Source organism: Holdemania massiliensis AP2 (genome assembly GCF_000327285.1).
GTDB lineage: Bacteria > Bacillota_I > Bacilli_A > Erysipelotrichales > Erysipelotrichaceae > Holdemania > Holdemania massiliensis.
Genome location: NZ_HE998568.1, coordinates 326,344 through 345,452 on the forward strand (window position 1 = coordinate 326,344; position 19,109 = coordinate 345,452).

Here is a 19,109-nt window from a genome sequence, read left to right on the forward strand (position 1 = left end):
CGTCCTGATTATGCGATCTTCCGCTTCATCGCTTCCGGATTGAAGACATCCTTGTCCTGATTGCGGTCATAGACAATCCGGCCTTCAACCATTGTCATCAAGCATTGATACTGATCGTCAATCACGGCCAGATCAGCCTGCTTGCCCTCCGTCAGAGAGCCCGTCCGCTGATCAATGCCCAAGAACTTGGCAGGATTGAGCGAAGCCATGCGCACCGCGTCTTCCAGCGATACGCCTACGACATTGACCAGCTGGCCGATGTTATACAGCACCCACTTGCCGCTGCCGCAGATCCGTCCATGCAGATCCAGGATCAGGCCCTTTTCGTCCGCGATCATCTCTTTGTTATAGCGCATGTAATGCCCGGTCGGCAGCCCCGCAATATAATTAGAATCCGAGATCAGACAGAACTTCTCCACCGGCTGCATTTTCAGGCAGATCTGAATCATCTCTTTGCAGACATGGTTTAAATCCGTGATCAGTTCATAACGCAGATTGTCTTCCAGCAAATATTGCCCTAACGCTCCGACATTGCGGTGATGAATACCGCGCATGCCGTTGCACAGATGGGTAACGATATCCAATCCAACTTCCTGCATCGCTTTGCGGATATCCTCAGAATAAGCCTTGGTGTGAGCGGAAGCGACTTTAATCCCATTTTCATGAAGCAGACGGATGACATCATAGGCTTTCGGCAGCTCCGGCGCAATCGCCATCATCACCATTTTGCCCTTGGCCTTGTCAATCAGCCGCTGGGCTTCCTCCACATCCGGCAGCGGGTAATCTTCACCCACGGTATTTTCTCCCCCGCGCGCCCAGAACGGACCTTCTGAATGAACTCCGTAAATCCAAGCGCCCTCCAATGGAATATCCGTACAGTCGGCAATCGCTTCGAAAGCTTCCTCTTTGGCTGTCGGCAGCACGCCGGTCACCCCGACCGAAGCCACCGCTTTGGCAAAACCCTGAACATCCCGGCATGTGGCCGGATCGGTCATCGACCAGCCGCCGAAGCCATGATTGTGGATATCAATGATGCCCGGAATGATCCGCTGATCTTCAAAATCCAGATCAATTGGTCCCTCAGCCGGACCGATACGGACAATTTTACCCTCGTTAATTTCAATCACGCCATCAACGATGCCGTTCTCCGTGACGATGCGGCGGGAGCGCAGAACGGTGCTCATGCCTGATCCTCCACTTTCATTTCCCGATAGAATTCAGGATTGAACAGATCAGTGTCCTGCTCGCAGTCATAGACCTTACGTCCGCGTACATACGTCGCTACGGCCTGATAATCGTCAGTAATGACGACGCAGTCGGCATCCTTGCCGATTTCCAGCGAACCCTTGCGGTCAGCCAGTCCGTATTTTTTAGCCGGATTGAGCGAAGCCATGCGGCTGACTGTACTCATCGGCATGCCCAGCTTTTCGACCAGATTGCCGATGCCGTAGAGCACCGGCTTGGAGCTGCCGCACAGCCGTCCGGTATCGCTGAGGCAGAAGCCTTCCGGCGTAATCGAAATGATCATGCCTGGATGCCAGCCCTTGTATTGCCCAATCGGCGCCCCGGCCATCCCAGAACAATCCGAAATCATCATGAAACGTGACGGATCTTTTAGCTTGAAATATAACTTGAGCATTTCCAGGCTGATATGCAGGCCGTCGCAGATCACTTCACATTCCACATTTTCATTATTCAGCGAAGCACCCAAGCCGCCGATATCGCGATGATGGAGCCCGGTCATGACATTGCCGGTATGCGTCGCTACGGTAATGCCCTTAGCATAAGCAGCCATGGCTTCTTCATATGTGCAGTCACTGTGCGCATAAGCCAGTGTCACGCCTTGCGACAGGAAATACTCAATGATCGGATCAATCCCCGGAATTTCCGGTGCCAGCGCGACCAGCTTCAGCTTTCCCTGACCATCGGCAACCATCTGCTTCGCGGTATCCAGAGATACTTCCGGCCAGCCGGTTTTGATTCCCTTTTCCCCAACGCGGTTCAGCCATGGCCCTTCGCTGTGAATCCCCACGATATCCGCACCTTCATTTTCCTCGTCTGCCACTTCGCTGACGCTGCGGATCATCCCCACCGCACAGGTTGGGAAAATGCTGGTGACCCCCTGGGAAGCCAGGCCTTTAAGATAATGCCGAATGGTTGGTTTCTGAACCGCCGGATCCTCACTGACCTGTCCCGACAGCCCATATCCGTGCGTCCCATGGTTATGGGTATCGAAAATTCCCGGAATAATCCGCTGATTTCCATAATCCACGGCGCCGGCCATCCGCTTAGGGTCGGTGGTAAACCCACTCAGCCGTCCATCCTCGATGATCATCGCCCCAGACTGCCACTGGCCGTTCCAGAGAATGAGTTCGCTTTTTAAAATTGTTTCCATCTGTTTCTCCTTTATTTTTCTATTATGTTGTACCAATCCTTGCTCGATCATGGAACAGAATACGCCCCCTCTTTCGATGCGGTGATTCACTTCATGTAGGGGATACCGATTTGTCTCCGTCCGCCACCGCCATTCATTTTATTTTTAGTGATTCCTCTTCCCATCGATAGAGGTGAAAGAATCCTCACTGATTCTTATCGAATCAGAGAAGCCTAAACCGCAAAGCAAAAGGGCTGCGCTGACAGCCCTTCCTTCTTGCTTAGAAGATTCCGAAGAACGCCAGCGCTACACTGAGAACGAGAATTCCCAGAACCAGCGTAACCGGACGAACGCCCTTTTTGATTAATGCAACGAGTCCGAAAACCAAACCGACGGACAGGATGCCCGGCATGATCGAGTTGACAACATCGAGCACGACGACCGAGGTCTGTCCGACCTGGATCGTCCAAGCCAATTTGACATTGACCATGGAAGCGACCATTGCACCGACCATGCTTAAGCCCAAGATTGCCGCGGCCTTGGTCAGTGAAGTCATCAAGCCAGAGGAGAAGATCGAGTCGATGAAGGAAGTTCCCATCGTGTAGCCGATTTTCAGCAGATACCAACGAGCGACAACCTGTGAACCGCCGTAAAGCAGCACGAAGATCAAAACACCTAACAGATTGCCTTCCGCGCATAAGCCGATGCCGATACCGGCTGCAATAACGCGCACGCAGTTGAAGAAGAAGGCGTCGCCGATGCCGGCCGTCGGGCCCATCAAAGCGACTTTGATATTTTCAATCGTATCATCATCGACGCTGCCCTTAGTTACTTTTTCACGTTCCAGCGCATACGCCAGACCCGCGATAAAACTGAACAGTACAGCGTGCGTGTTGAAGAAGTTGTTGTGACGAACCAAAGCGGCCTTGCGTTCTTCCGGATCGCTGTAAAGTTCATCGATCGCCGGAGCCATGGTGCAGGTGAAGGCATTGCCTTCCATTTTTACCATATTGAAGCCGCAGAAGACCAGTCCGGAATTCCAGAACATGGATTTCAGCGTTTTCTTTTCCTGTTGGGACAATTCCATTTTTGCCATCAGAAGAAATCCTCCTCATTATTGCCTGCGCTGGCTGCGGCCGCGTTCGCCGTTTTCGCATCCAGCAGTTTTTTATCGTTATAGAAGTACATGATTGCAACAACCGCCATGATAATTGCGATTGGCAGCTGACCCAAGCCCAGATATTTGGACAGAACGAAGCCGACGAAGAAGAAACCGCCGATTTCCTTGTCCCAAATCATCGAGGTCAAAATCGCGAAGCCGACGCCAGTCATCATTCCGGAGGCTGCGGACAGACCGCTCATCACCCAAGCCGGCAGACCGCCGATGACACTCTGCAGGCCTTCAACGCCGAAGGCGACAGCCAGAAACAGAATGATCGTCTGCGGCAGACGGTCAACGAACAGACCGCACAGAATGGTCTGGATCCGGAAGCTCTTCATGTTGCCAGTCGCCGCTAAATGCTCCCAATACGGAGCCAGCGAAGCCAGCACTGGTTTATACATTTCACCGACCGTCGCCATCAGCGTGCCGATCGGCATCGCTAACGCCAAGCCGGTTTCCGTATCCACGCCAGTCAGAATCGTCATCGCTACCGCAATGATCGAAGCGGAGCAGGCATCCGCCGGCACCGAACCGCCGATGGCCGAAATCCCCATGAAGATCGCTTCCAGCGAAGCGCCCATGATGACACCGGTTGTCAGATCCCCTAATACTAAGCCGGTAATCGCCGCCGTCACGATTGGACGGGCGAAGGTCTGCCACGACATCACGCGGTCGACGCCGTTGACGATCAGCCATGCAAGCATGACTAATAACGCACTTTGAATCATCCTTTTTTCCTCCTCTTATTTAAACAGGTTGGTAATGTCTTCTGCCGGTTCCTCCGGCGTTGTCTGGTAAATACATTTCAGGCCGGTTGCGATCAGATGTTTGAAGCTTTCCACTTCCACTTCGTCGCAATAGATGTTATTGCCGTAACGCTTGCGCGGCATGCCCGGCTTCTCCGGCGCAATCCGCCCATAGTTGCCGATGTTGATGAATGGAATACCTGGGACTGCAGCCACAACCCGTTCAGCATCCTCCGGACTGTTGACCAGCATCAGAATCTTCATCGCTTCGCAGCGCGGATCCTTCAGCAAGGCAATCGCGTCATCAACGCTGCGGATAGCGGTCTTAATTCCGGCCGGCGCCGCCATTTTCAAGCTTTTTTGGATAATTGGACTGTTGGCGGCCGCATCATTGCCAACGACGATGTGATCGACGCCGGTATGCCGTGACCATTTGATGGCGATCTGACCGTGAATCAGCCGCTCGTCGATACGAAACATTTTGATCATGAAACCCCTCCTCACGTCCTTTGAAAGTGGCGATCTTTGCCCGGACTGTTCTGCTAGCGGAAATCCGGAAAAAGTCCTGTAGACTTTCTGCGGATTTGTTGAAATAAGCGCGCGTTTATCTTTACACTTGGATTATAAGCGCTTTCAGTGTGAATTACCTCATGGAAAATAAGGATAAAAAAAGGGCAATGTTCGTCATTTGCCCTTGATCAGAGGTAATTTTTTTCGCATTGTTTAATTTTTATGAGTCGATGAGATTCCCGCCGGCCTGCAGACACAGCTTGACCGTATTGATTAACAAGCTCAGATCCTGGGTTTTCAACAGATTGTCAATCTCCTGCTGGTTGACCGCCAGCTGATGGGCCGCCTGTTCAAGAAACCGCAAACTTTGCAGCCCCGATGCAAAATCGGCCGTCACATAGATGAGATAGCGGATCTCTTTCTTTTCCCAGGCTCCAGGTTTGGCCAGACGGTAGATTTCAAAACTGTTGCGGCGGGTGTATTGGCGGCTTTGGACGATGATGACCGTCTGATGCACAACGCGGAAATCCCGCACCCGTGTCAGTTCCTCCTCCATTTTCTGCACGGCGTAATAATCCCGGCCGTTTTTATAGCTGATCAAATGGATAAAGGCTTCCTTGCCGTCATAAAGAAATTCTGGATAAAAACTGGCCGTATCCCATCCAAACTGATCAAGAATCGGCTGCAGCTGATAGCCGTCCATCACCACCTGATTAAAAAACTGATTGAGCTCACCGGAATCCGGGATCTGATTGATCACCAAATAGGGAATCGTATAGCGGTAGCTGTAGGAAGGAAAGTTCAGCAGCAGGCAGTCATAGTCTTCCTGGTTGAGCCCGCGGACTTCATAGAATTCATAGATGTCGACCGTTTCAAACCAACGATCACGAAACCGCCGGAAAAGCCGGTTGCGGATAATTTCCGAAGCCACCCGGCCATTGCGGCTGCAAATCAGAACCCGGCGTTTTTTATAAGGGTAAGGAACGCCGTCGATCAGGGCAAAGAAGCGCACCGCAAGCATGTTGATTTCCATATCGGGGATCGGAACGTCCAGCTGCTTTTCCAAAATCTGGGCAGCACTAACCGCCAGTGCTTCGCTCACTGGGGAATAACGGATTCCGTTGTTGTCGACATGGGAGCCGAGAATCGGATAACGGAAATTCAAGGAATCACAGAATAACAGCGGAATCAAACCGGGAATCATCAGCCGGTCATAGTCAGGGAGCGCGGCAAAATCAACACCCCAGCTTGTTTTCAGGCCTTCCGCAATCTTCCCGGCCAGCTCCTTCGCCAGTTCAAAGCAGCCGGGATAGCGCTGACTCAGCTGCGGACTGTCAAGCGGATCATTCCAGCAAAGCAGCAGGGTTTCCAGCGCCAGCACCTCAGCCTCGGGCAAATCAAAGCCCGCATAGCTCGCCTGCAGCGCCGCGACGATATCCGCGGCAATCCGGGCTTCTTCAAAGGTGCGCAGATAGGCCATTTTCGCTTCTTCCATGGTGATCGTAAATCCCGCCTGAATGCGGTTGCGCATCAAAACCAGATACCAGGCGATGCGGTTGGTGTAGGTATCGCTGAGAGCGATCCCGCTTTCCCGCAGCACACGCAGAAAAATATGCCGGATATCGTTGCGCTCGGTATCGTCAACATCAAAATACTGGACATATTCGTCATAGTTCAGAAAGGAGATCGCTTTGTAGTAATGGATCTCGTAGAGTTCCAGCATGCACAGCCGGCGCTGGAATTCATCGCCGATCACCTTGACGCCGTATTTCGGCCGGGAGCGCAGTGTCAGGCCAAAGGCCTCCAGACATTGCCGGACATCCCGCAGCTGACTTTGCAGCGTGCGGCGGGATAAAAACAACTGATCGGAGATCGCGTCAAAGGTCAGATAATTCTGCGCGACGATCAGCCGGCGGACGATATCGTTGGTCCGGGTAACTGTTTCACTCTTGGTGTAATTCATCGTGCTGAAACGGATTTGAAGCTGTTCCCGGACCGGCTCGTACAGCTGGGGTTCAAGCACCTGCAGCTGATAGCCCTTGCCCTTGCGGGTCAGAATTTCAACGCCGCTGGCCATCGCCAGTTCGCGCAGCTCGGCCATATCGTTTTTTACCGTCCGTTCGCTGACCCCCGCCATTGCGGCTAACTGCCGGGCCTTCAACGGCTGATCGCTGTTGTCCAGAAGATAGAGCATTAACAACAGCCGGTTCTTGACTACCGCCATCCTATTTCCCCCTTTATTGGCAAACGTGCTGCCGTTGATCAATCAACCTTCTACGGCCGTTTGATCCGCCGCCGCTTCACGCTGTTTCACCGTCATCTCATGCAGCACGCTGAGCTGCAGCGGGATCGCCAGGATGAAGCTGCACACATCGGCAATCGGCTGGGCAATTTCAACGCCCTGAATCCCGATCAAAGCCGGCAAAAGCAGCACCGCCGGAATAAAGAACAATCCCTGCCGCGACATCGCCAATAGCGAAGCCCTGAACGATTTCCCAATCGTCTGCAGCATCATGTTGCAAACCGTAATCCAGCCGCATAACGGGAAGGTCAAACATTGCCAGCGCAAAGCCTGCGTCCCAATCGCGATGACCTGCGGATCGTTTTTGGAAAACAGCTGAATCACCTGCGGGGCAAAAAGATACCCTGTCACCGACAACAGGATCAGAATCACCGTCGCGACTTTGACGCAGAACCAGAAGCCTTCCTTTACCCGGTCATACAAAAACGCGCCGTAGTTGAAGCCGCATACCGGCTGAAATCCCTGGCCGAAGCCGGTCACCACCGAAGCCGCCAGATTCATCACGCGCCCAACTACCGACATCGCCGCAATCGCCGCGTCGCCATACGGCCCGGCCATCAGGTTCAGACAGATCGTCGCCACGCTGCCTAAGCCCTGCCGGCACAGCGACGGCATGCCGCCGTTGATGATCTGTGAATAGTAATATTTGGAGAACGTGATGTTGCGCAGGCGAATCCGCAGATTGCCGCCCTGCGTCGTTCCTCTTAAAAGCAAAACAAAGCCGACCAGCTGACTGATGATCGTCGCCAGCGCTGCCCCGCTGACACCCATGTCAAAAACGAAGATGAACAGCGGATCCAGCGCGATGTTCAGTACTGCTCCGGAAGCGATCCCGATCATCGCATAGAAGGCGCTGCCCTGAAACCGCAGCTGATTGTTCAAGACCAGCGAAGCTGTCATATACGGTGCGCCGATCAGGATTAAGCGCAGGTACTGACGGGCATACGGCAGAATGGTTTCCGTCGCGCCTAAAATCCGGCACAGCGGATCGATGAAGATCTCACCCAGCACCAGAATGACTGTGCCTAGCATCAAGGCTGTGAAAAAGCCGGTGGCCGCCATCTGCTGGGCTTCGTCAAACCGATGCTGGCCCATCTTGCGGGAGATGAAATTCCCTGATCCGTGACCGCAGAAAAAGCCGAACGCCTGGATGATCGCCATTAACGCAAATGAAACGCCAACCGCCGCGGTCGCGCTGGTTCCGATCCGGGCGACGAAGAATGTATCGGCCATGTTGTAAAAAGAGGTGACCAACATACTGATAATCGTCGGCACCGCCAGGCGGCAAATCAGACTGGACACTGGTTTTTCCGTCATTGTTTTATATTTTTCTTCCTGTGATTCAAGTTTCCCCATACTTTTCTCCTCTTCTTGTAAGTTTTTCTGACTGTCTTATTGTATAATGGAATTCAGGATTCCACAAATTCATTCATTTTATAATGATTATTACTTGATGTAATAATCATAAAACAAGCGAAAGGAACAAGCGTATGGATTTTAAAGAATTGACGTATGTCTTAGCCTTAGCCCGCAATGAAAGCATCACCAAGGCAGCTCAGGAATTGTATTTAACCCAGCCGGCTCTGACACGCTTTCTGCAGCGGTTGGAAAGCAGTGTGGGGCAGCCGTTGTTTTGTCGTCTGGGCAACCGGCTGGTTCCGACCTACGCGGGCGAAAAGTATATCGAACGAGCTCAGGAAATCTTATTTCTGAAAAAACAGCTGGATGAGGAAATGCAGGATATCGCTCAGAATCACCGCGGACAGCTGCGCATCGGGCTTTCAATCTTCCGCAGCTTTTCTCTGCTGCCCAAGGTTCTTCCGGCCTTTACTCAGCGGTATCCGCACGTCAAGCTGATCATAGAGGAAAAGGATCCGCCAAAGCTGGAGGAAAACTTAATCCGGGGCGAACTGGATCTGGCTTTCTTTTCCCTGCCAGTGCGCCGCCGCGAGCTGGTGACGGAAATCATCCGCATTGAAGAGCTGATGTTGCTGCTGCCGCCGCAGGATCCGCTGATCAATCAAGCCGAGCCCCGGCCAGGCTGCCGTTATCCTTGGCTGGATCTCAGCTTGTTGAAAGACCGGCTGTTCATCCTGCAGAAAAAGGATCAGCGCACCCGTCAGATAACCGATCAGTTATTTCATGATTACAACATGACGCCCAACGTCATTTTGGAAATTCAGAATATCGACGTTTCCATGGCGCTCACCGTCGCTGGTTATGGTTGTTCCTTCACTCGGGATATTCACGCGGTAGAGCTGCAGGCTTACCAGCCTGCCCCGCGTTGTTTTTCTGTCGGCCGCGAGCGGACGTTGACGCACTATGCCGCGGCTTACCGCAAAGGCGTGTACCTGCCGGATTATGCCCGGGGGTTCATTGATCTGGTGCGGGGACAGCTGAGCGAAAAGGAATGATGCCCTGCTTATTTTCTACACCCGGCTTTTGAGATCAGAGTAAGTCAATGGTTTTTCGAGCCAGATATAGGGGAAGATTGATCATTTTACCATCTTTTCTATATCCGCGCTTAGAGTAACGAATCGCATATTCAGGTTGATGTTCAGCAATGTACCTCTTAAACGAAGGTGCAGACTTGTCTTCTCCCCCTTTTACCTCAACAGGAATAATTTCCGTTCCATATTGAAGCGCAAAATCAATCTCACTGTTCTTATCCGAAAAGTAACGCGGCTCAACCCCAAATTGTCCCTTCAGCTGCTGCAAGACAAAATTCTCGGTTAAGGGTCCCTTAAACTGGTAGTCTGCTTTCAGCAGAATGGCACTGTTGTCAATCCCTGCCATCTGTTTAAGAAGTCCTGTATCAAACACAAAAAGTTTAAATTGATCCAGCCTATCAAACGCAGTTAAAGGATGCTCCATTTTCGAGACATTGTAAACCCGATTCAACATACCTGCTGATACAAGCCATTCGATCGCTTTTTCAAAGTCCCGTGCTCTGCCTCCTTGACGGACAGCTCCATACATAAACTTTTCATTTGACTTCGCTAGCTGCGAAACAATGCTGCGAAAAACCATGAGAATCCGGCCGCTGTTAACCTTGCCATTGTGCTTTGAAAAGTCATTTTCATAAACTTCGATCAACTCTTTTTGGATCTGGCTTATTCTAGCAGGATCCTTATATTTTATCCATGAAGAAACGCATTCCGGCATTCCGCCGATGATGAGATAATCATTGTAGGCTTCAAGTAAACGATGATGGAATATTTCTTCGATCTGTTGATTCTTTTGAATATTACTGTAATAGGCATAAAGCGCAGGATCAGTGGCTTCAAGGAACTCATCAAAAGCAAGCGGATTTATTTCCAGCAGATTCACCATGCCAACCGGATAAGACTTTGGCTGGGCTAAAAGTGTGCCAAGCAGACTGCCAGCTGCAATGACGTGATATTCATTCGCTTTTTCTTTGAAATATTTGAGTGTATTCAAGGCTTCCGGACATTCCTGAATCTCATCAAAGATAATCAAAGTTTCAGCTGGAAGTATTTTCTTATTCGCTATTAAAGATAATAGTTCAATGATGCGATGGGGATTTTTATTCATCTCAAAGATAGATTTTAAGTCATCTTCTTCGTCAAAGTTAAAGTAGACATAGTTCTGGTAGCAGCTTTGACCAAATTCTCTCATCAGCCATGTCTTTCCCGCCTGCCGCGCTCCTTTCAATACCATCGGTTTGCGCTCCTCACTGGCTTTCCAGTTTATTAAATCTTGTAATGCATTTCTTTTCATAATTTGAATCACCATCCTTCTTTATGGTCCATAATTAGTTTAACACATTTTTCTGAGATTTCATTAATAGAATCACACATTTTTCTTATTGTTTATATGAAAACAAAACACATTTTTCATCATTTGGTTATCATTATAAAAAGAACCCTCTTTCATTTGGCTGTACAAACTTCAAAGGTTCACTTTAATTCTACCGCGACAATAAAATTATAGGTATGTGTACATAAATTCTAATTATTGGACAATTTAAGGCTTTCGGACATTCCAGGATGTTTATTCCTCTCATAGATAGATTTTGAATCCTCTTCCTCATTCGATCTAAAATAAGCATGACTTGATTAGGGTTGCTCATAAAAATCCGCTACTGTTCATTTTATATCCAAATCATAGATAGAAACGATGCAGTCAACTAAATCCTGGGTTATTTCGATATTATCATAATATCGAAAAACCACAGCTCTATTTCCAGAAAGCAAATATATCGTATTATTTGGATTCCCATAGGCGGATAGTTCAATGTCAAAAGTCAAACTGGAATAAGCCATTTCTGATTTCCACTGATCAGCATCTAGTTCATTCATATCTTCAAGGTAATTTTTAAGATCCTTTAATCGAAAAGAATTTTGATTAACACTGATTCCCATCTCGCGAAGATATCCAATGACTGGATTAATCTCTTCTTGATAATCAACCACATTAATATTCAATCTGATATTGTAATTTGTATCCGGATCCACTCCCCGAAGAATACATTCATAACGTTGATTACCCAGTCCATCAATCCAACTACGTTCCCTTTCTACAATTTCATCCATCAAACCAAAATCTGAAAGAGGAATTACCTGTGGTGATTCTTCACTGAAAGACTGATTCTGGGTAATTGAAGTAAAACCGTATGTCGCTAGAATAAATAACAAAAAACACAGGGGAGCCACCGTCAGATTGCGAACTTGATAATAAGACCATCCATGATTATAAAAGAATTCTCTAACTCTTTTCACACTTCATTCTCCCTATTTGATTATGGATAATAATTCCCATCCTATATTAAGGAAACCTCTAAACATTATTTAAATTTACAAACTACCTTAAACTTATATCACATGAAGATAATTTTTAGAAAATTAACTCTTTAGTGATATATAATTTATCATTCTTTTCTAAACAATTGTAAATTGATTTCAACGTTTTTTTATGTTCACTAAATACTTTAAACCAATATAGGAAATTCAAGTTTAATGGATACAAAAACCCAAAGATGGAGATCTATTATCTCACAGAAACATGCAGCCCAGGCTGCGGGAATAGGTACGATAGTAAGAAATACTCAACTTATAACACCTGAATTTGGAAGTATGGTGTGGCTGGGATGTGTTTAACAGAATTGGAACTTCAACCTGATGAATTAAAAGAAAACATCTGCAACAACTGTAAAATTTTATCTGAAGACAAAACATTATATCCCACAAATTGTAAAAGCATTTTCAACTTTAAAACAATTCTCAACCCACGATTCAAGTTCTAAAATAGCAGCTTCCTTTTCGTCCCCATAATTATGAGATAGCAACAAAAGCACTTCCCAATTTTCTGGATGAACTTCCGTTCTCCCATAGTAGTCGAAATGCGGAAGGGCCGTATGGAAAAGCTCAAATAGCTTTAGTTCGTCAAAAATGTCTGCGTGAAGACATATAGAATCTTCGCACCAATATCTGTCGTGGTAGGTGCCTTTTTGAAACTCAAAAAGGCATGTGCTATGCAATTCTTTTCTCTCAGCTTCGGTTATAAAATACTTCATTCCTATCACCTTATATTCGCTAAGTACACCTTATCAACCAAAGGTGTATATATTTACATTCTAAAGCTGCACCTCGTAAAAGTCAAATTAAGAGCAGCATAGTTAAAAACTGTTCCGGAGTTTGACACTTGAGTGAATCGCATATTCAAAAAGTCCTTTATTTAAGGGACTTTTTTTGTCAAGTTTTGTAATTTTGTAGGTGACCTGCCCTTCCGTCACTTCCGTCTTATTGCCGGTCAGTGTGATCACGGTTTCCGTTGTCGTCTTCGTTGTCCCTTGCGTCTTCACCGTTTTAATCAGCTCGTCATTTTCATTGTAGCTGTACTCTTTCACGGTCGTTGCGCCATTGAGGATCTCGGTCTGCTTCGTCACGCTGTTGATCGCGTTGTACACATAGGTGTAAGAGCTGAGTGTTCTGGTTCCCAGCTTAGTCAGTTGGGTTAACAGATTCCCGTTGTTGTCATAGCTCTTGGTGATGACGACATTGTTACACATCCATTCCTTGGTCATCCGGCCCAGCGCGTCATATTCATAATTGGAATAATGCGATGCGTTGACAGTCTTGGTCATCCTGCCTGCCAGATCGTATTGGTAGGTGATGGACGTATTATCCGGATAGGTGATCTTTGTGCGGTTGCCGTAAGCGTCATATTGATACTGGATTGTCTGGTTATCCCGAACCACTTTATTCAAGCCTGCAAAGCTTTTTGTTGCTAAATCATCAACAGTTTAAAACTAACCATAAGCGCTTAAATCTCAATTTTCATACCTGCTTTTAATTCACAATATTCATAATCAGACAAATCAAATACTGTAATACAAATTAATTTTTCTTCTTTGTCAAAACTAAATCTAACTCTTCCAAGTTGAACACATTTCACAGGCCGAATCTCTTTCTGAAATTTTATAGTAATATCCTTTGGACTTAAATAGACGAAGAAATCTATTATTTGATCACAAAAACCATTTCTAGTATTTCCATCCAGCATGAATAATGGTACTCCTATCTGCTTTTTTTCACACTCATTTTCAGGAAAATCTATAAGGTAAACTTCATTCACAGCTACTAAGGTAATATCTTTCAGTGTTCCTTTTTCTTTTTCTATAGAAATTTCAATAAGAGAGTTTTTAAAATTTCCAGTTCTCCAATAAATTTTCTCACCAAAGTAGCTTCCCGCCCCCACAGTAATAGTTATTGGTACATAATAATCTATTTCGATATCATATTTTTTTTCACTTTCAACTCTTTTTAAAAATAACATTATATTTCTTTCACCTCATTACCTATTGTACTTAGCGTGTTTAATAACGTAATTTAAACCTTCTTCCCTTGGGGTAGTAATTATAAACTCCCAGTTTCCGCCATAAATTAACTTGTCTATTTTTAGACCTTCTTTCGCAATTGCTGCTTTCAAAGCAAAGGCAAATTCATTCAACATACTTTGACTACTTATTGGAGTCGTAAATGATCCAATATTTTGTGCATTCCTTGTTATATATTCATACATATGCTTTGTTCCATTAGGATTCACCCAAAATTCTTGACCATCTACTGTGATATTAAACGATTTTGGAATTTCAGTCCCCTCTCGCATCGGCTGAGTAGGTTTAATACTATCCCATACTGTTCCCGTATCATTATTTGCATCTACTTTGGGAGTGTTTTCACTCCAATCCTTATTTCTGTTTGAATTCAACTTAGATCCAATATACTCCTGCGTCCCTGCCGCAAGGCTGCCAAAGATAGCACCTTTGATCATAGAAGTTCCGGCTTGATCCAGCACTCGATTTCCAAGCTCTGACCAATCCTTCACACCATATTTGTCAAATAACTCATCCTGATTCTTTGTTATGACTGCATCAACGACTTCAAAGCTATCTCCCGCTATAGATCCTGCTGCTCCTGCCATGCCTCCTGCGATAAAGCCATTGACAACCGCCCCAATCACTCCGCCTCCTGGCACAAAGAATGCCGCGAATGTCACCGCTCCTGCACTGACTGATATCGCTGCTTTTGTCCAGTCTTTCCACGTCATATTGGAAATGGCTTTCGAGGCTGCTACTACGGAATCGCTGACATTTTGCAAGCCTCCTAACAAAGCCGCGTTCATTGCACCAGCCGCTGAACCGATTGTATAAGCTTCCTACTTTATTAAGAAAATCCACGTTGAATCGCGGTCCTTGAATCGATGCCATAATCGCTTTAACGTTTCGTTCTTCTTCCTGTTTTTTTGTTAACGCAGATATGGATACTTGTACTCCCGTTGTAATCGTTCCACGCTTTTCTTCCGCAATCCGCTTTGCGTTCTCTTCCGCTGCCTTTCTCAGCATCTCTGCCGTGTTATGCGTGATTAACTGTTTTTGGCATTGTATTGACTAATTTCCTCTTTTATTTTGTTCTTGGCTGTCAGACCTTCTTCATTATATCGGCTATTATTGTAACACTTTAAGTTCTTGCACCATGCTCATAGTTCATGATATTCGTTTCATATCAAAGGGCTGCAACGCTTTGTTGGCATCACAACCCTTTACATTAAATACCTAACCTGAGCATTTTTTCAACGTCATGATGGAATTCCATAGATACATGATCTTCAATATCAAACGATTTTTTTTGAATTTTAAAAATGTTTCTTTCAAAGCTAATATCTGAATACTTTTCTAATATGTCTTTAATGTATTCATGACCAATTACTTTTTGAATATCTTCACCCCAATAATTAAGCCAATGAACTGTCGTAGGTTTGCCGTTTATCAAATATCTTTTATATTTCCTCATCATAGCTTTATTCGAAACGCATCCCCAGAATGGCACAAAACCTTGTGCAAGCTGATTAAACAAGTCTGAAATCAATTCAGCATTATTTAAATCTAACATATTCATTGTATTTGGTATTTCAACTACTAAAGTATTATAGAATATGGATTCTTTATTTCCTACTCGAAGTTGAATTGAAAATGATTCGACATCTATTAGTGATGAAAACATTTGAATTGAATATCCTAAATTCTCAAAAGTTTTATTATTCTCTTTGTTTATCCCCTCCCTAAGAATTTTTTCAAAGTTTTCGTAATTCCATTTTACTTCTTGAAATTTTTCCACACTGGATATTGCTATATAATTAGGTCTAAACTGACGTGGAAAATTTTGAAAAACACTTAAAGTTACAAAAGCTTCTTCAGCGATTTGTTTAAATGTCTTCCTTGGATCATCTGACTTTCTCCAGAGAATAATGGAATGATTTTGTAACATTTTTCCTCCTATTTAGGTGCTTGATAAATAAATTCTATTTCTACTATTCCTTGATCAATAAACAGATCTTGTACTACTTCTAGCGTATCTTGCTCCGCAAAATACCATTGTTTTGGTACCGTTTGCCGCCTTTATTTGCCGATTTGCTTCATCAAGCAATCCCTTCTTTCCGGTGAACCAGTCGTAGAATTTTCCGGTGTTTTTATTAATAAACTGTGAATATTTACCCTTTGCATCAATTAAAATTCCGTCTTTAATTCCATCGAATTTTACACCATTCTGTACCCAAGCTTTTCCCTCTTGACCAGTTATTTGTTTTTGATATGATCTTGATGCTTCACTCATAGATTCATCTACATTTTCCCATCGACCATTTAAAATTTCACCCTTTATTGTAGAGTTTTCTTGATTAGGGCTGAGCTTAGCCCCAATATACTCCTACGTCCCTGCCGATAAGCTGCCAAAGATAGCGCCTTTGACCATGGAGGTTCCGGCTTGATCCAGCACTCGATTTCCAAGCTCTGACCAATCCTTCACACCATACTTATCAAATAACTCATCCTGATTCTTTGTTACGACTGCATCAACGACTTCAAAGCTATCTCCCGCTATGGATCCTGCTGCTCCTGCCATGCCTCCTGCGATAAAGCCATTGACAACTGCTCCGACCACTTCGCCTCCCGGCACGAAGAATGCCGCGAATGTCACCGCTCCTACACTGACTGATATCGCTGCTTTTGTCCAGTCTTTCCACGTCATATTGGAAATGGCTTTCGAGGTTGCTACTACGGAATCGCTGACGTTTTGCAAGCCTCCTAACAAAGCCTCGTTCAGCTGGTCACCGAGTTCTTTTCCGCCTTTTTTAAAATTGTCACCAACTTCTTTGATCTCTTTGCCGCGTTCACTGCACCAGCCGCTGAACCGGTTGTATAAGCTTCCTACTTTATTAAGAAAATCCACGTTGAATCGCGGGCCTTGAATCGAAGCCATAATGGCGTCGACTTTTCGTTTTTCTTCCTGCTTCTTCGCTAACGCTGATATGGATTCTTGTACTCCCGTTGTAATCTTTCCACGCTTTTTTTCCGCTTGTTTCCTGATTACTTCTGCGGCTTTCTTCGCTTCTTCCGCAATCCGTTTTGCGTTGGCTTCCGCTGCCTTTCTCAGCATCTCCGCCGTGTTATTTGAGCTGGATGCCCCTGTATTCCTTCCTGCTCCGAAACCACTGTTGGCGTTTCTGCCTCCACCGCTATTTAACGGATACTGTATCACCTTGTCATATTGCTTATATATCAGTGGTGCTAACAGTTATAACTAATTTTACCAGAATATTCTCCTATGCCATGCAATTCTATTTCTATGTTAATTCGTTGACCATGTTGACTATAATGATCTAATTTCCCGATAGTGAAATCTCCTGCATTATATTTAGCAATTGCTTGTTCTTTGTAAATAGTAATTAAATATTCTGGATTTTCTTTTCCGTATCCTAAGTTTTCAAATACCATGAGTCGCATCATCTTAAAAATATAGTCTTTAAGCTCTTCTACCTCTGCATTAACCATTCTCCCACTAATCCCCTGAAACACTTTTTTCTGCCTGTAATTTAGTCTCAATGTACTCCTGTGAACCTGTTGAATTCAGAGGTTCCAGCTTATTTCAGTATCCTATTACAAGTTCAATGATTCTCTATTTCACATTTCTTATATACTTATACTTTGTGATTCTTACATCATATAACAACATCTAGATACGGTTTATCGTTATACTTTAAAATTTAAGCATTGTTCTTAAAAAAAATATTATTTAATTTAAAAAACAGATCAAAACATTGTTTTTCCGTTTTACATACTTTTTTAATATAATAGTGATAATCTCTTTCTTCATCAAACTTGATATTCATATTGTTTTCTATCCAATTACGAACCCATTGATGAAATTCATATTTAAACTTAATCTCATATCTATTTTTTTCTTTTAAATTAGGATTATCATATAAAAATCCATTAAGAAAATGATATAAATTATCAAATTTATACTCTCCTATATACATACACGGTCTTAATTCAATCCATTTTAATAAGTCTTCAATGTTACACATAAAATCCTCCTATTCTTTAATTATTAAACCATAAGCCATCTATTAAATTTAGATTATCCTTTTCTAATAAATGGCTTATATTGACTGTTAAACTGCTATTATTTTATTAAATTAGTAGTAATTTCAAATTCCCAAGGAAAGTCAGTTATGCCTAAATCATCTAGCCACGCATTATATTCAATTCCATTAGGCGTCATATTATCATAAATCTTATCTCCAATCCTTATGGCTTCATGGAGACCGTTTGTAGAAATATTCCCCCCAAATTTATCAGAATAAATATATCCAGTTTTACTTTTTATAGTAACTCGTTGTCCCTCAACTTCTGCCTTTTTCAAACTTTTTTCTAAATAGTTAGCATACTCCTTACATTTATATAATTTTTTATATTCTCCTGGTACTTCTTTGGTAATATTATCAATCTTGGACTCATACACATCTTCAACTACTTGATCCCAAGGAATCTCTTCCACAAAGGTCTGTTCATCCCGGATTTTAATCTTCTCAAGATAGTCTTGATTTCCTTTGATATTCAATGGAAGATCAATCACTAAATCTTTTCTGATACTGACTCCCGGAAGCTTCTCCAAATACTTTAATTCCTTATCCAACGGGATCTTCTCAGCTAGTTTTCCTTCATCTGCTGCGTTTAATGGAATTTTTTCTGTTAATCCCGCCGATATACCAAAGATAGAAATAGCGTTCACAATTCCTTTGATTGGCAGATATTTATCTATCACTTTATCTAAAGCAATGGATAAACTTAACGTCACAAACTCCGTGGATTGAACTATGCTAGAAACAGCTACTCCTGTGCTCTTGATACCATTATTAATTGTGCTTAACAAATCTTCTTTGTTCTCTGTATCCTTTTTATCTTCCGTCGGTTTCCCGCATATTGCATTCACTCGTTCTTCCAACGTTCCTGTAACTTCTGGATACTTTTTGTTCAGGCTTGCCGTTTCTTGAGTCAAGTTATTCAACACCACATCTTTAACTGCCGCTGTTACTTTGTTTGTGATGTTCTTCATAGCTTCGACGAGTTGCGTTTGTTTTTCTTGCTTTTGCTTTTGAATCAGCTCCGCTGCTCTCTTCGCTTCTTCCGCGATCCGTTTTGCGTTCTCTTCT

Annotated in this window: 20 protein-coding genes; 1 reads left to right on the forward strand and 19 read right to left on the reverse strand. The window is 44.7% G+C overall.

From position 1 onward, the window contains the following. Nucleotides 1-8: 8 nt before the first annotated feature. The 7 genes from BN162_RS09385 to BN162_RS09415 form a co-directional block, all read right to left on the reverse strand. On the reverse strand, nt 9-1,184 hold the full coding sequence (locus BN162_RS09385; RefSeq protein WP_020224836.1) for an N-acetylglucosamine-6-phosphate deacetylase: 1,176 nt from the start codon (nt 1,182-1,184) through the stop codon (nt 9-11). After that, the gene (locus tag BN162_RS09390; protein WP_020224837.1) at nt 1,181-2,395 is read right to left on the reverse strand and encodes an N-acetylglucosamine-6-phosphate deacetylase; all 1,215 of its coding nucleotides are present in this window, start codon (nt 2,393-2,395) and stop codon (nt 1,181-1,183) included. Before BN162_RS09390 ends, BN162_RS09385 begins: the two co-directional genes overlap by 4 nt. Nucleotides 2,396-2,654: 259 nt before the next feature. Next, complete coding sequence (locus BN162_RS09395) at nt 2,655-3,470, reverse strand: PTS system mannose/fructose/sorbose family transporter subunit IID (protein WP_020224838.1); 816 nt, start codon at nt 3,468-3,470, stop codon at nt 2,655-2,657. Next, nucleotides 3,470-4,264, reverse strand: a complete 795-nt coding sequence (locus BN162_RS09400) for a PTS mannose/fructose/sorbose/N-acetylgalactosamine transporter subunit IIC (protein WP_020224839.1) — start codon at nt 4,262-4,264, stop codon at nt 3,470-3,472. The genes BN162_RS09395 and BN162_RS09400 overlap by 1 nt, the downstream gene beginning before the upstream one ends. 15 nt (nt 4,265-4,279) lie before the next feature. Next, the gene (locus BN162_RS09405) at nt 4,280-4,771 is read right to left on the reverse strand and encodes a PTS sugar transporter subunit IIB (RefSeq protein WP_020224840.1); all 492 of its coding nucleotides are present in this window, start codon (nt 4,769-4,771) and stop codon (nt 4,280-4,282) included. Nucleotides 4,772-5,012: 241 nt separating this feature from the next. Then, nucleotides 5,013-7,016, reverse strand: a complete 2,004-nt coding sequence (locus BN162_RS09410; protein WP_020224841.1) for a BglG family transcription antiterminator — start codon at nt 7,014-7,016, stop codon at nt 5,013-5,015. A 42-nt stretch (nt 7,017-7,058) separates the two neighbouring features. Then, nucleotides 7,059-8,450 (reverse strand): MATE family efflux transporter, encoded by a 1,392-nt coding sequence (locus tag BN162_RS09415; protein ID WP_020224842.1) that lies wholly within the window; start codon nt 8,448-8,450, stop codon nt 7,059-7,061. A gap of 134 nt (nt 8,451-8,584) precedes the next feature. Here BN162_RS09415 and BN162_RS09420 point away from each other — a divergent pair, with 134 nt between their 5' ends. Continuing rightward, nucleotides 8,585-9,508 carry a LysR family transcriptional regulator gene (locus tag BN162_RS09420; protein ID WP_020224843.1) on the forward strand — a complete coding sequence of 308 codons (924 nt, stop codon included), beginning with the start codon at nt 8,585-8,587 and terminating at the stop codon, nt 9,506-9,508. A 34-nt stretch (nt 9,509-9,542) separates the two neighbouring features. On the opposite strand, the gene BN162_RS09425 is transcribed toward BN162_RS09420, so the two are convergent. The 12 genes from BN162_RS09425 to BN162_RS09485 all read right to left on the reverse strand — a co-directional run. Further along, nucleotides 9,543-10,835: an ATP-binding protein gene (locus BN162_RS09425; RefSeq protein ID WP_020224844.1), complete on the reverse strand. Its 1,293-nt coding sequence runs from the start codon at nt 10,833-10,835 to the stop codon at nt 9,543-9,545. Nucleotides 10,836-11,203: 368 nt separating this feature from the next. After that, nucleotides 11,204-11,836, reverse strand: coding sequence for a hypothetical protein (locus BN162_RS09430; RefSeq protein WP_020224845.1), 633 nt, complete (start codon nt 11,834-11,836; stop codon nt 11,204-11,206). Nucleotides 11,837-12,291: 455 nt separating this feature from the next. After that, a complete protein-coding gene (locus tag BN162_RS18600) occupies nt 12,292-12,630 on the reverse strand; it encodes a hypothetical protein (protein WP_020224846.1) in 339 nt (112 codons plus the stop codon). Between the two features lie 102 nt (nt 12,631-12,732). Next, nucleotides 12,733-13,323: an RHS repeat domain-containing protein gene (locus BN162_RS09440; protein ID WP_147612168.1), complete on the reverse strand. Its 591-nt coding sequence runs from the start codon at nt 13,321-13,323 to the stop codon at nt 12,733-12,735. A 56-nt stretch (nt 13,324-13,379) separates the two neighbouring features. Then, nucleotides 13,380-13,892: a hypothetical protein gene (locus tag BN162_RS09445; RefSeq protein ID WP_020224848.1), complete on the reverse strand. Its 513-nt coding sequence runs from the start codon at nt 13,890-13,892 to the stop codon at nt 13,380-13,382. 18 nt (nt 13,893-13,910) lie between these two features. Then, a complete protein-coding gene (locus tag BN162_RS17925; RefSeq protein ID WP_020224849.1) occupies nt 13,911-14,741 on the reverse strand; it encodes a hypothetical protein in 831 nt (276 codons plus the stop codon). A gap of 422 nt (nt 14,742-15,163) precedes the next feature. Further along, nucleotides 15,164-15,883 carry a hypothetical protein gene (locus BN162_RS09460; protein WP_020224850.1) on the reverse strand — a complete coding sequence of 240 codons (720 nt, stop codon included), beginning with the start codon at nt 15,881-15,883 and terminating at the stop codon, nt 15,164-15,166. Nucleotides 15,884-15,937: 54 nt separating this feature from the next. Then, on the reverse strand, nt 15,938-16,228 hold the full coding sequence (locus BN162_RS09465) for a Tox-REase-5 domain-containing protein (RefSeq protein ID WP_040451765.1): 291 nt from the start codon (nt 16,226-16,228) through the stop codon (nt 15,938-15,940). Nucleotides 16,229-16,321: 93 nt separating this feature from the next. Further along, the gene (locus BN162_RS09470) at nt 16,322-17,050 is read right to left on the reverse strand and encodes a hypothetical protein (RefSeq protein ID WP_020224851.1); all 729 of its coding nucleotides are present in this window, start codon (nt 17,048-17,050) and stop codon (nt 16,322-16,324) included. Nucleotides 17,051-17,181: 131 nt separating this feature from the next. After that, nucleotides 17,182-17,445, reverse strand: a complete 264-nt coding sequence (locus tag BN162_RS09475) for a hypothetical protein (protein WP_020224852.1) — start codon at nt 17,443-17,445, stop codon at nt 17,182-17,184. Nucleotides 17,446-17,657: 212 nt separating this feature from the next. Further along, the gene (locus BN162_RS09480) at nt 17,658-17,981 is read right to left on the reverse strand and encodes a hypothetical protein (RefSeq protein ID WP_020224853.1); all 324 of its coding nucleotides are present in this window, start codon (nt 17,979-17,981) and stop codon (nt 17,658-17,660) included. A 98-nt stretch (nt 17,982-18,079) separates the two neighbouring features. Then, nucleotides 18,080-19,109: papain fold toxin domain-containing protein (locus BN162_RS09485; protein WP_167540013.1), on the reverse strand; the 1,030-nt coding region annotated here is incomplete at its 5' end.